The organism is Streptomyces sp. NPDC054834 (assembly GCF_053611185.1).
The window spans coordinates 460069-471992 of the sequence record NZ_JBSGZV010000002.1 but is presented as its reverse complement, the minus strand read 5'-3'; the positions used below and the strand labels follow the sequence as shown (position 1 = coordinate 471992).

The following is an 11924-nucleotide window of genomic DNA, read 5'->3' as shown; positions in this document are numbered from 1 at the left end:
AGCGGGAGGCCGTGGCCGGGGGACCGGTGGAGGCGGCCGGTGGCGGGTCCGGGGATGTGGCCGAGGCCGAGTCCGCTGTCGAACCGGTGCCGGTGCCGGTGCACGGGCGGTCGGGGGAGATCGGTGCCGGAGGCGAGCGGGGGGCCGTGCCGGCGTCCGGGGTCGAGCGGGAGGCCGTGGCCGGGGGACCGGTGGAGGCGGCCGGTGGCGGGTCCGGGGATGTGGCCGAGGCCGAGTCCGCTGTCGAACCGGTGCCGGTGGAGATCGGCGCCGGAGGCGAGCGGGGGGCCGTGGCCGAGGCCGGGGCCGCTGTCGGGCCGTCGGTGGACGACGGGGTCTTCAAGGTACGGCTCGCCAACTTCGAGGGGCCGTTCGATCTGTTGCTCCAGCTGATCTCGAAGCACAAGCTGGACGTCACCGAGGTCGCTCTGTCCAAGGTCACCGATGAGTTCATGGCGCACATCCGGGCGATGGGCCCGGACTGGGACCTGGACCAGACGACCGAGTTCCTGGTCGTCGCGGCCACGCTGCTGGACCTGAAGGCGGCCCGGCTGCTGCCCACCGCAGAGGTCGAGGACGAGGCCGACCTGGCGCTGCTCGAGGCCCGGGACCTGCTGTTCGCGCGGCTGTTGCAGTACCGGGCGTACAAGCAGATCGCGGACATCTTCAACCAGCGGCTGGAAGAAGAGGCCCGGCGCTACCCCCGCACCGTGGGACTGGAACCCCACCACGCCGAACTCCTCCCCGAGGTCGTCATCAGCATCGGCGCGGAGGGCTTCGCCAAGCTCGCGGTCAAGGCGATGCAGCCCAAGCCGAAGCCCCAGGTGTACGTCGACCACATCCACGCACCGCTCGTCTCCGTGCAGGAGCAGGCCGGGATCGTGATCGGACGCCTGAAGGAGCTCGGCGAGGCCAGCTTCCGCACGCTCGTCGAGGACACCGACGACACGCTGACCGTGGTGGCCCGCTTCCTCGCGCTGCTGGAGCTGTACCGGGAGAAAGCCGTCGCCCTGGACCAGGAGACCGCGCTCGGCGAGCTGATCGTGCGCTGGACCGGCGGGGCCGGGGACACGACACCGATGGTCACCGACGAGTTCGACCGACCGCCCGAGGAGCCGAAGGAGGAGAAGAAAGCGTGAGCGAGGACACCGCAGAGCTCCCGGCAGGGCCGCGCACCGTCGCCGACCTCGAGCTCAAGCCCGCCCTGGAGGCGGTCCTGATGGTCGTGGACGAGCCCGCCACCGAGGAACACCTGGCGAAAATACTCCAGCGGCCCCGGCGGCAGATCGCGGACGCGCTGCGCGAGTTGGCCGACGAGTACACCGTGCAGGGCCGCGGCTTCGAGCTGCGCCTGATCGCCGGCGGCTGGCGCTTCTACACCCGCCCCGAGTACGCCGCCGCCGTCGAGGGCTTCGTCCTGGACGGCCAGCAGGCCCGCCTCACCCAGGCGGCACTGGAGACCCTGGCCGTCGTCGCCTACCGGCAGCCGATCAGCCGCAGCCGCGTCTCGGCCGTGCGCGGAGTGAACTGCGACGGCGTGATGCGCACCCTCCTTCAGCGCGGTCTGGTCGAGGAGGCGGGCACGGAACCCGAAACAGGTGCGATCCTGTACAGGACGACGAACTACTTCCTGGAGCGGATGGGCCTGCGCGGCCTGGACGAGCTCCCGGAACTCGCGCCCTTCCTCCCGGAGGCTGAGGCGATCGAGGCCGAGACCCAGGAAGCCGTACCGTCGTTCGATCCGGACGCCCCGGACCCGGACGACGGTCCCGGGACGAACATGCCCAACACGACGACGACGGAACTTTGATGCGAAGCAGCGGTAGCGGCAGCGGCAGGAACGGCGGGCGCGGTAACCACCGCGGCGCGGGCAACAACAGGGACGAGCGGCAGGGAGAGGGCCGTCCCCGCAAGCCCCGCCCCGAGGAGCGCCGCTACGACGTAGGCCCCGGCGCGACCAAGGACGGCCCCAAGTCCGGGCGCGGCGGCGCGGCGCGCGGCGGCGCCAAGGGCGGCCCGAAGCAGCCCCAGAAGGGCGGCCGTACGGACCCCGCGCGCTCCCGCGAGTACGAGACCCGGGTCGAGGAGCGCAACCGCGAGCGGTACGCGGGCAAGAAGGACATCAAGCTGCCCAAGACCTTCCCCGGCGCCGAGCAGGAGGGCGAGCGGCTTCAGAAGGTCCTCGCGCGGGCGGGCTACGGCTCCCGGCGTGCCTGCGAGGAGCTGATCGACCAGGCCCGTGTCGAGGTGAACGGCGAGATCGTCACCGAGCAGGGCAAGCGGGTCGACCCGGAGAAGGACGAGGTCAAGGTCGACGGCCTGACGGTGGCGACCCAGTCGTACCAGTTCTTCGCCCTCAACAAGCCCGCCGGTGTCGTCTCCACGATGGAGGACCCGGAGGGCCGCCAGTGCCTCGGCGACTACGTCACCAACCGTGAGACGCGCCTGTTCCACGTCGGCCGTCTGGACACGGAGACCGAGGGGGTCATCCTCCTCACCAACCACGGCGAGCTGGCCCACCGGCTGACCCACCCCAAGTACGGCGTGAAGAAGACCTACCTCGCCGCCATCGTCGGCCCGATCCCGCGCGACCTGGGCAAGCGCCTGAAGGACGGCATCCAGCTCGAGGACGGCTACGCCCGCGCGGACCACTTCCGCGTCGTGGAGCAGACCGGCAAGAACTACCTCGTCGAGGTCACCCTCCACGAGGGCCGCAAGCACATCGTGCGCCGCATGCTCGCCGAGGCCGGCTTCCCCGTCGACAAACTCGTCCGCACCGCCTTCGGCCCCATCACCCTGGGCGACCAGAAGTCCGGCTGGCTCCGCCGCCTGTCCAACACGGAGGTCGGCATGCTGATGCAGGAGGTCGACCTCTAGGGTTGGTGCCGTACAGCGCGGCAGGGGGAGGACGTCGGCATGAGCACCAGCACGGTCACGGGGAAGCGCCCCGCCACCGGGGCACTGATCGGGCTCGCCCTCGGGGACGCGCTCGGTTTCCCGACCGAGTTCAACGACGTGCCGTCGATCCTCGCCAAGTGCGGGCCGTGGCGGGAGATGGAGTTGCCCAGCCGGGCCTTCGTCTCCGACGACACACAGATGACGCTGGCACTGGGGCGCGGGCTCAGGACGGCGATGGACCGGGGCTTCCTCGCGCCGAAGCGGCTGGAGAGGCCGGTGCGCGAGGAGTTCGTGGAGTGGTACCGGTCGCCGGAGAACAACCGCGCTCCGGGCCGCACCTGCCTGACCGCCTGCGACCTGCTGAAGGAGGACGGGCGGCACTGGCAGGAGGCCAGTCAGGTCGGGTCCAAGGGATGCGGGGCCAACATGCGCGTGGCGCCCGTCGGGCTCGCGCCGGGGCTGAGTGACGAACAGCGCGCGGGGGCCGCCCAGTTGCAGTCCGCGCTGACGCACGGGCATCCCACCGCGCTGGCCGCGTCCGACCTCACCGCGCACGCCGTACGCCTGCTCGCGCAGGGGGCCGAGCCGGGCGGGCTGGTGGCGCTGCTGCGCTCGTACGCCGAGGGCAGCCGCACCCGCTACGACCACACCTGGCTCGGCGACCTGTGGACCCGAGCGCATGATCCGAGCCCCGAGCACTTCATCGCCCGCGGCTGGGACGAGTGCCTGGCGATACTGGAACGGCTCGATCAGGCCGTGGGCACCGTCTCACCGGAGGACGATCCCTGCCTGGCCACCGGCGAGGGCTGGATCGCCGAGGAGGCGCTGGCCACCGGCCTGCTGTGCTTCCTGCTCTTTCCCGAGGAACCGGTCACCGCGCTGCGCCGGGCCGCCTGCACCTCCGGCGACTCCGACTCCATCGCCTGCCTCACCGGGGCCTTCGCGGGTGCGTATCTCGGTGCGGGCGCCTGGCCGGCCGAGTGGGCGGAGCGGATCGAGTACCGAGGTGAGCTACTGGAGCTGGGAGCGCTCTGGGACGCTTAGGTCATGATCGACGATCTCGACATGGACCTGACGCCTGTCATAGCCGAGCAGCCCGACCCCCTGCTGTTCGCCACGGTCTCCGGCGCGCACCTGTACGGCTTTCCCTCGCAGGACTCCGACCTGGACCTGCGGGGCGTCCATCTGCTGCCCGCGGCCGATCTGGTGGGGCTGCGGGAGCCGGAGGAGACCCGGACGCGGATCTGGGTGCGGTACGGCGTGGAGATGGACCTCGTCACGCACGATCTGCGCAAGTTCGTACGGCTGATGCTGCGCCGCAACGGCTATGTGCTGGAGCAGCTCCTCTCGCCCCTGGTGGCGCACACCACCGACGCGCACCAGGAGCTGGCCGCGCTCGCGCCCGGCGTGCTGACGAGCCATCACGCCCACCACTACCGGGGGTTCGCGGCGACGCAGTGGCGGCTGTTCGAGAAGACCGGCGAGCTCAAGCCGCTGCTGTACACCTTCCGGGTCCTGCTCACCGGCATCCACCTGATGCGCAGTGGCGAGGTCCAGGCCCATCTGCCGACCCTGCTCGACCTGGACACCGGCTCGGACGCGCCCGCGTACCTGCCCGACCTGATCGCGGCGAAGGCGGAGCGGGAGCACGGCGGCGCCGAGGTGGACCACGCGCGCGTGGCCGCCGACGCCGAGAGGCTGCACGCGGTGCTCGACGAGGCCCAGGCCGCCTCAGTCCTGCCCGACGCGCCCACCGCGTACGACGCCCTGCACGACTTCGTCGTCCGGGTCCGCCTGGCCGGCTGAGGCGCGGCGGGTACGGAGCAGGAAGTCCTCCACCCGGCGGCGGTCCGGCTCGGCCGGCAGCGGGGTGCGGTGCGACCACTCGTCCGTCTCCGCCCCCAGGCGGGCCATCCAGGCCTCGGCCTCCGGCCAGGAGACCTCGCCCCGCTTCACCGCCAGCAGCGCCTCGCGCCGGTCGCCGACGTCGATCGTCAGCTCGCCCGTGCGCAGCAGGTCGCCGGCGCTCATCAGCAGCCGCAGCAGATGCATCGCGTGCTTCCAGCGCGGGGCGCCGTGGGTGCGGACGTCGGCCTCGAGCTTCCTGCGCTGGCCCAGGGCGTACCGGGTGAACGAGTCGTGGACCCGGCGGGAGAGGAACGCCCCGCGCAGCGACAGCAGTTCGCGGCCGGTGTCGTCGATGTGCTCCACCAACGGCGAGTGCAGGCACTCCAGGACGTTCGGGTTCGCGCGCAGGGCCAGCTCGCAGAGGCGCTCCAGCTCCCAGCTGAACCGCTCCTCGCCCGGGCCGTCCACATGCGTCGGCGGCTTCTCGAAGCGCCAGAACAGGGGAGTGGGAGCGACGAAGACACCCCTGCGGTCGGTGTCGCTGCCCTCCGTGGCCAGCCCGAAGGCGCGCGACCCCATCACGCAGGAGTAGATCGTGTGGTCGCGTACCAGGTCCTCGGGGTGCATGGCCGGGAGCGTACGCGGATCCTCAGGCCAGGCGGATGGATTTTCCGTCCACCGTGATCTTCTTCGGGGGCAGCGGCCTGGTGGCCGGGCCGTGGGCCACCGTACCGTCGGCGACGTCGAACCTGCTGCCGTGGCAGGGGCAGTCGATGGTGCCGTCCGCGATCCGCTTCACCGTGCAGCCGCGGTGCGTGCAGACCGCGGAGAAGGCCTTGAACTCGCCCTCCTTCGGCTGGGTGACCACGACCTTCCGGTCCGCGAAGACCTTCCCGCCGCCCACCGGGATGTCACCGGTCGACCCCAGATCCGTCCCGCCGGAGGTGTTCGCCGAGGACGAGGAATGGTCGTTGCCGCATCCCGCGCATCCCACCGCGAGCGCAGCCGCACCCGTTGCGAGGAACGTGCGCCGCGCCGAACCCTGGATCATGTCGTCACTCCGAACGTGTGGACAGTGAAGGAACCGAAGAGGAAGCAATCCAGAACAGACTGTCACATACCACGCATTTCGCGCGTCTCAGCGGGCGGGCGCCGGACACCGGATGGGCGAGGGCTGACTACGCTGGACGGGCCAAGAACCGAAAACGCACGTCAGCAAGGAGCAGCGCCGTGGCGGTACGAGCGGTCCGGGGGGCCGTCCAGCTGGAGAGGGACGAGGCCGGACACATGGACGAGCAGGTCGGAGCCCTGCTCACCGCCGTCCTGGAGCGGAACGGGCTGACGGCCGACGATCTGATCAGCATCTGGTTCACGGCCACCCCCGACCTGCACAGCGACTTCCCGGCGGCCGCCGCCCGCAAGCTCGGCATCGTCGACGTGCCGCTGATCTGCGCCCAGGAGCTGGACATCGAGGGCGCCATGCCCCGCGTGGTCCGTGTCCTCGCGCACATCGAGTCGGACCGGCCCCGCGCCGACATCGCCCATGTCTACCTCGGCGCCGCGGCCGCGCTGCGCAAGGACATCGCCCAGTGAGGACCGCACTCGTCATCGGCACCGGGCTCATCGGCACGTCCGCCGCGCTCGCCCTCTCCCAGCGGGGCGTCGTCGTCCACCTCGTCGACCACGACCCCGAGCAGGCCCGCACGGCCGCCGCGCTGGGCGCCGGCACCGACGAAGCCCCCTCCGGTCCCGTGGACCTCGCGATCGTCGCCGCCCCGCCCGCGCATGTCGCGGCCGTCCTCGCCGACGCCGTACGCCGGGGCGTGGCGCGCGGCTACGTCGACGTGGCCAGCGTCAAGGGCGGCCCGCGCCGCGAGCTGGAGGCGCTCGGCCTCGACCTCTCGTCGTACATCGGCACGCACCCCATGTCGGGCCGTGAGAAGTCCGGCCCGCTGGCCGCGACCGGCGACCTGTTCGAGGGCCGCCCCTGGGTGCTGACGCCCACCCGGGACACGGACACCGAGGTGCTGAACCTCGCCCTGGAGCTGGTCTCGCACTGCCGGGCGGTGCCGGTGGTGATGGACGCCGACGCCCACGACCGGGCGGTGGCGCTGGTGTCCCACATGCCCCACCTGGTCTCCAGCATGGTCGCGGCCCGTCTCCAGCACGCCGAGGAGGCGGCCGTACGGCTGTGCGGGCAGGGCATCCGGGACGTGACCCGGATCGCCGCCTCGGACCCCGGGATGTGGATCGACATCCTGTCCGCGAACCCCGGTCCGGTCGCCGACCTGCTCACCGACGTCGCCACCGACCTGGAGGAGACGGTGCAGGCCCTGCGCGCCCTTCAGTCCTCCGACGAGGCCAAACGGTACGAGGGCACCGCCGGGATCGAGGACGTGCTGCGGCGCGGCAACGCGGGGCAGGTCCGGGTGCCCGGCAAGCACGGGTCCGCTCCGCGGGTGTACGAGACCGTGGCCGTGCTGATCGACGACCAGCCGGGTCAGCTGGCCCGCATCTTCGCGGACGCCGGCCGGGCCGGGGTCAACATCGAGGACGTACGGATCGAGCACGCGACCGGGCAGCAGGCCGGCCTGGTCCAGCTGATGGTCGAGCCGAAGGCGGTGCCGGTGCTGACGGCCGCGCTGCGCGAGCGAGGGTGGGCTCTGCGGCAGTAGGCGGGCGGCGGGCATGCGCGTCCAGACGAGTGACCCGTACCCAGTAACCTTGTGCAGGGCGCTCTCGCTCCCCGCACCCCGCTCCCCGCACCGCACCAGGAAGGTGTCCCCGTGGAAAACGGCGCCCCGACCGCCAAGCCCGTGATCGTCGCGATCGACGGTCCCTCCGGCACGGGCAAGTCGAGCACGTCGAAGGCCGTGGCCGCGCAGCTCGGCCTGAGCTACCTGGACACCGGTGCCCAGTACCGGGCGATCACCTGGTGGATGGTGAACAACGGCATCGACCTGGAGGACCCGACCGCGATCGCGGCCGTCGCCGGGAAGCCGGAGATCGTCTCCGGCACCGACCCGTCCGCCCCGGCCATCACGGTCGACGGCGTCGACGTGGCCGGCCCCATCCGCACCCAGGAGGTCACCTCCAAGGTCAGCGCGGTCAGCGCGGTGCCCGAGGTGCGGTCCCGGATCACCGAGCTCCAGCGCTCGCTGGCCGCCTCCGCGGAGACCGGCATCGTCGTCGAGGGCCGGGACATCGGCACGACCGTGCTGCCGGACGCCGACCTGAAGGTCTTCCTCACCGCCTCTCCGGAGGCCCGTGCCGCCCGCCGCAGCGGCGAGCTCAAGGGCGTGGACATCCACGCCACCCGCGAGGCGCTGATCAAGCGGGACGCGGCCGACTCCAGCCGCAAGACCTCGCCGCTCGCCAAGGCGGGCGACGCGGTCGAGGTGGACACCACCGAGCTCACCCTCGCACAGGTCATCGAGTGCGTCGTCACGCTCGTCGAGGAGAAGCGGGCCGGGAAGTGACCCAGCTGTCCGTTCCTTCCGAGAAGGGCGCCGAGGTCGGGCGGCGCATCGGCGTCGGCCTGATGTACGGGCTGTGGAAGCCGCGCGTGCTCGGCGCCTGGAAGGTGCCCGCGACCGGCCCGCTGATCTTCGCCGTCAACCACTCCCACAACATCGACGGCCCGATGGTCATGGGCGTGGCGCCCCGGCCCACGCACTTCCTGATCAAGAAGGAGGCGTTCGTCGGCCCGCTCGACCCGTTCCTGCGGGGCATCGGCCAGCTGAAGGTGGACCGTCACACCACCGACCGCACGGCCATCACGCAGGCGCTCGGCGTGCTGGAGCACGGGGGAGTACTGGGCATCTTCCCGGAGGGAACCCGGGGTGAGGGCGACTTCGCCTCGCTGCGCGCCGGGCTGGCGTACTTCGCGGTGCGCAGCGGGGCGCCGATCGTGCCGGTCGCCGTGCTGGGAAGTTCCGAGCGGCCGGGACGGTTGGTAAAGGGGCTGCCTCCGCTGCGCTCCCGCGTCGACGTCGTCTTCGGCGACCCGTTCGAGGCGGGCGACGGCAGCGGGCGGCGTACCCGCAAGGCGCTGGACGACGCGACCGAACGCATCCAGAAGCAGCTCACCGCACACCTGGAAAACGCCAGGCGCCTCACCGGGCGCTAGGCCACACTGAGTAGTGGATCAGTCGGGACAACCCGGGCGATCCACCGATCACCACGAATGAACGACGAGGTACGGACTCCATGAACGACCACATCCAGCCCGACGGCTCGGCCGAGCACGAGTACGAGCACGGGGCGCTCGGCGACGCCGAGTACGCGGAGTTCATGGAGCTCGCCGAGGGGGAGGGCTTCGACCTCGAGGACGTCGAGGGCGCCATCGAGGCGGCGGGCCACGGCCCGCTGCCCGTGCTCGCGGTCGTCGGCCGCCCCAATGTCGGCAAGTCGACTCTGGTGAACCGGATCATCGGCCGCCGCGAGGCCGTCGTCGAGGACAAGCCGGGCGTCACCCGCGACCGGGTCACCTACGAGGCCGAGTGGGCGGGCCGCCGCTTCAAGGTCGTCGACACCGGCGGCTGGGAGCAGGACGTCCTCGGCATCGACGCCTCCGTCGCCGCCCAGGCCGAGTACGCGATCGAGGCGGCCGACGCGGTCGTCTTCGTCGTCGACGCCAAGGTGGGCGCGACCGACACCGACGAGGCGGTCGTCCGGCTGCTGCGCAAGGCCGGCAAGCCCGTGGTGCTGTGCGCCAACAAGGTCGACGGCCCGAGCGGCGAGGCCGACGCGGCCTACCTGTGGTCCCTCGGCCTCGGCGAGCCGCACCCCGTCTCGGCCCTGCACGGCCGCGGCACCGGCGACATGCTGGACGCCGTCCTGGAGGCGCTGCCCGAGGCGCCCGAGCAGAGCTTCGGCACCGCCGTCGGCGGCCCGCGCCGTATCGCGCTGATCGGCCGCCCGAACGTCGGCAAGTCCTCGCTGCTCAACAAGGTCGCGGGCGAGGAGCGCGTCGTCGTCAACGAACTGGCGGGCACGACCCGTGACCCGGTCGACGAGCTGATCGAACTGGGTGGCGAGACCTGGAAGTTCGTCGACACGGCGGGCATCCGCAAGCGTGTCCACCTCCAGCAGGGCGCCGACTACTACGCCTCCCTGCGTACCGCGGCCGCCGTCGAGAAGGCCGAGGTCGCGGTCATCCTGATCGACGCTTCCGAGAACATCTCGGTGCAGGACCAGCGCATCGTGACCATGGCGGTGGAGGCGGGCCGTGCGGTGGTCCTCGCCTTCAACAAGTGGGACACCCTCGACGAGGAGCGCCGCTACTACCTCGAGCGGGAGATCGAGACCGAGCTCGGCCAGGTCGCCTGGGCGCCGCGGGTGAACGTCTCGGCGCGTACCGGCCGGCACATGGAGAAGCTGGTCCCGGCGATCGAGACGGCCCTGGCCGGCTGGGAGACCCGGGTGCCGACCGGCCGCCTCAACGCCTTCCTCGGCGAGCTGGTCTCGGCCCACCCGCACCCGATCCGGGGCGGCAAGCAGCCGCGCATCCTCTTCGGCACCCAGGCCGGCACCAAGCCGCCGCGGTTCGTCCTCTTCGCCTCCGGCTTCATCGAGGCGGGCTACCGGCGCTTCATCGAGCGGCGGCTGCGCGAGGAGTTCGGCTTTGACGGCACGCCGATCCACATCTCGGTGCGGGTGCGCGAGAAGCGCGGCGCGAAGAAGAAGTGACCGACACGGCGAGAGGGCGGTCCCTGACTCGATCAGGGGCCGCCCTCTCGCCGTTCGTACGTCAGGCTCCCCGGCGCGGGCCCGGTGGGAGCGCCGCGGGGACGTGGTGCATCCCGGTGTCGTGCTGTCGTCCGAGCGTCCCGATCCGCTGCCAGGACGGCTGGTGCTGCCCGGTGCCATGGCGGGCGCTGTAGGCGCCCGCGCTGTACGCGCTGTACGAGTTCGAGCCGTACGAACCCGTGCCGGTGCCGTGCGGGGCGTTCCCGAAGGCGGTGAACCCGAACTCCTCCTCCCCGCTTCGGTCGCCCGGCAGCGTCCGGAAGGTCCTGACCCACTCCGCGTAGAGCGTGTCGTAGATCGGCGTGGCCGATGTCCGGCCGGGCGCCTCCTGCCCCGACCGTGCGGACGGAATGGGGGAGAAGGACGGGCGGCGGGGGGGAACGTCGTATGTGTGCACGTATGTCCAAACGACCCCGGGCCTTCGGGGATGCGGCTCGGAAGCGTGCCATTAGGGGTGCGGGAACGCTGTCAGGTGCCCGCGAGCGGCAGCGCGGCCGCGACCAGCTTGCCGTTGGCCGCCGCCTTGTCCAGCGCGTCCCGCAGCAGGTCCTCCCGCGGCTGGCGCCCGATGGAACCGACCGGCGCCGCGAACATCAGCACCTGCTGGTGCTTGTTGGCGGCGGCCCGCCACCCGTCCGTTACCTGAAGCGGCTGGTGCGCCTGCCACCAGGCCACCGGCTGCCCGCCGTTCGTGCCCGGCTGGAGCACCGCGTGCAGCTGACCCGCCGCCAGCAGTACCGACCACCCGTGCAGCACCGGCGGCACGACGGCGAGCTCGGTCACCGGCATGAACCCCTGCTCGATGAGCAGGGGCAGGAAGTCGTCCCCGGCTCCGGTGGTGCCCGGGCGCACGATCGGCGCGGTCGGCTCCACGACGAGCGCCGGGTGCAGCTCCCCGGCGATCAGCACCAGTCCGCTGGTCACCCCGAGCACGGCCTGCTCGGGCGCGGCCTTCTCCGGCCGGCCGCCGGAGGCGTGCGCCTCGCCGCTGATGGAGCGGACGGCGCCCTGCAACTGTTCCTCGGTGACCTGGACGACCTGCGAGGGCAGGCAGCTGGCGTGGGCGAAGGCGAGGACGGCGGTCTCGTCCCCGACGAACAGAACGGTGCTGGTGCGCTCCTGCTCGGAGTCGCCCGGCGTGCGGCAGGACGTGCAGTCGTAACTGCCCGGGGTGTTCTCTCCGGCGAGCAGCCGGTCGGCTTCTTCGTCGCCGATCTCGGCGCGTACGGCGTCGCTGACGTCGAGCATGCGCGGCACGGGTGGCTCCCTCGGGATGCGGTGCTGGGTCGGCCGGGTGGCTCCCGGCCCATGAGTTCCGGGGGTTCCGGGCTCATGAAGAAGACAACGGGCGATCTGTGGCGGGAGTCACGCCCCAAGGGGAACGGAATCGAACCATCCACCGCACAGGGTCACAGCCGGTGCGGAAT

Annotated in this window: 14 protein-coding genes; 10 read left to right on the top strand and 4 right to left on the bottom strand. The window is 71.8% G+C overall.

Going from position 1 to position 11924, the window contains the following annotated elements:
- Window positions 1-176 precede the first annotated feature (176 nt).
- From ACWGJM_RS04850 to ACWGJM_RS04830, 5 genes are read left to right on the top strand one after another with little or no spacing between them, the layout of a single operon-like run.
- Window positions 177-1139 carry a segregation and condensation protein A gene (locus tag ACWGJM_RS04850; protein ID WP_453410260.1) on the top strand — a complete coding sequence of 321 codons (963 nt, stop codon included), beginning with the start codon at window positions 177-179 and terminating at the stop codon, window positions 1137-1139.
- On the top strand, window positions 1136-1810 hold the full coding sequence (gene scpB, locus ACWGJM_RS04845; protein WP_361440346.1) for an SMC-Scp complex subunit ScpB: 675 nt from the start codon (window positions 1136-1138) through the stop codon (window positions 1808-1810). Before ACWGJM_RS04850 ends, scpB begins: the two co-directional genes overlap by 4 nt.
- Window positions 1810-2877 carry a pseudouridine synthase gene (locus ACWGJM_RS04840; protein ID WP_453410231.1) on the top strand — a complete coding sequence of 356 codons (1068 nt, stop codon included), beginning with the start codon at window positions 1810-1812 and terminating at the stop codon, window positions 2875-2877. Before scpB ends, ACWGJM_RS04840 begins: the two co-directional genes overlap by 1 nt.
- Before the next feature lie 39 nt (window positions 2878-2916).
- On the top strand, window positions 2917-3942 hold the full coding sequence (locus tag ACWGJM_RS04835; protein WP_453410230.1) for an ADP-ribosylglycohydrolase family protein: 1026 nt from the start codon (window positions 2917-2919) through the stop codon (window positions 3940-3942).
- 3 nt (window positions 3943-3945) lie between these two features.
- Entirely contained in the window at window positions 3946-4704 is a 759-nt protein-coding gene (locus ACWGJM_RS04830; protein ID WP_453410229.1) for a nucleotidyltransferase domain-containing protein, read from the top strand.
- Here ACWGJM_RS04830 and ACWGJM_RS04825 read toward each other — a convergent pair.
- Entirely contained in the window at window positions 4630-5373 is a 744-nt protein-coding gene (locus ACWGJM_RS04825; protein WP_453410228.1) for a nucleotidyltransferase domain-containing protein, read from the bottom strand. The two genes, ACWGJM_RS04830 and ACWGJM_RS04825, sit on opposite strands and share 75 nt — an antisense overlap.
- 22 nt (window positions 5374-5395) lie before the next feature.
- Window positions 5396-5797: a Rieske (2Fe-2S) protein gene (locus tag ACWGJM_RS04820; protein WP_453410227.1), complete on the bottom strand. Its 402-nt coding sequence runs from the start codon at window positions 5795-5797 to the stop codon at window positions 5396-5398.
- A gap of 179 nt (window positions 5798-5976) precedes the next feature.
- Here ACWGJM_RS04820 and aroH point away from each other — a divergent pair, with 179 nt between their 5' ends.
- The 5 genes from aroH to der all read left to right on the top strand — a co-directional run bounded on the left by aroH (window position 5977) and on the right by der (window position 10437).
- Window positions 5977-6339, top strand: a complete 363-nt coding sequence (aroH, locus tag ACWGJM_RS04815) for a chorismate mutase (protein WP_361440361.1) — start codon at window positions 5977-5979, stop codon at window positions 6337-6339.
- On the top strand, window positions 6336-7421 hold the full coding sequence (locus ACWGJM_RS04810; RefSeq protein WP_453410226.1) for a prephenate dehydrogenase: 1086 nt from the start codon (window positions 6336-6338) through the stop codon (window positions 7419-7421). The genes aroH and ACWGJM_RS04810 overlap by 4 nt, the downstream gene beginning before the upstream one ends.
- A 111-nt stretch (window positions 7422-7532) precedes the next feature.
- Window positions 7533-8225, top strand: coding sequence for a (d)CMP kinase (gene cmk / locus ACWGJM_RS04805; protein ID WP_453410225.1), 693 nt, complete (start codon window positions 7533-7535; stop codon window positions 8223-8225).
- Window positions 8226-8287: 62 nt separating this feature from the next.
- Complete coding sequence (locus ACWGJM_RS04800; protein WP_453410259.1) at window positions 8288-8875, top strand: lysophospholipid acyltransferase family protein; 588 nt, start codon at window positions 8288-8290, stop codon at window positions 8873-8875.
- Window positions 8876-8955: 80 nt separating this feature from the next.
- Window positions 8956-10437: a ribosome biogenesis GTPase Der gene (gene der, locus ACWGJM_RS04795; RefSeq protein ID WP_453410224.1), complete on the top strand. Its 1482-nt coding sequence runs from the start codon at window positions 8956-8958 to the stop codon at window positions 10435-10437.
- 61 nt (window positions 10438-10498) lie between these two features.
- Here der and ACWGJM_RS04790 read toward each other — a convergent pair whose 3' ends face one another.
- Together ACWGJM_RS04790 and ACWGJM_RS04785 are read right to left on the bottom strand one after the other, a co-directional pair.
- On the bottom strand, window positions 10499-10894 hold the full coding sequence (locus ACWGJM_RS04790) for a hypothetical protein (RefSeq protein ID WP_453410223.1): 396 nt from the start codon (window positions 10892-10894) through the stop codon (window positions 10499-10501).
- A 71-nt stretch (window positions 10895-10965) separates the two neighbouring features.
- Window positions 10966-11754 (bottom strand): hypothetical protein, encoded by a 789-nt coding sequence (locus ACWGJM_RS04785; protein ID WP_453410222.1) that lies wholly within the window; start codon window positions 11752-11754, stop codon window positions 10966-10968.
- Between the last annotated feature and the right edge of the window lie 170 nt (window positions 11755-11924).

Excerpts from the sequence above, each read along its gene's own strand:
- ACWGJM_RS04830 (WP_453410229.1), top strand. The coding sequence starts at position 3,946 with ATGATCGACGATCTCGACATGGACCTGACGCCTGTCATAGCCGAGCAG.
- ACWGJM_RS04840 (WP_453410231.1), top strand. The coding sequence starts at position 1,810 with ATGCGAAGCAGCGGTAGCGGCAGCGGCAGGAACGGCGGGCGCGGTAAC.
- ACWGJM_RS04835 (WP_453410230.1), top strand. The coding sequence starts at position 2,917 with ATGAGCACCAGCACGGTCACGGGGAAGCGCCCCGCCACCGGGGCACTG.
- ACWGJM_RS04825 (WP_453410228.1), bottom strand. The coding sequence starts at position 5,373 with ATGCACCCCGAGGACCTGGTACGCGACCACACGATCTACTCCTGCGTG.
- ACWGJM_RS04800 (WP_453410259.1), top strand. The coding sequence starts at position 8,288 with ATGTACGGGCTGTGGAAGCCGCGCGTGCTCGGCGCCTGGAAGGTGCCC.
- der (WP_453410224.1), top strand. The coding sequence starts at position 8,956 with ATGAACGACCACATCCAGCCCGACGGCTCGGCCGAGCACGAGTACGAG.
- ACWGJM_RS04820 (WP_453410227.1), bottom strand. The coding sequence starts at position 5,797 with ATGATCCAGGGTTCGGCGCGGCGCACGTTCCTCGCAACGGGTGCGGCT.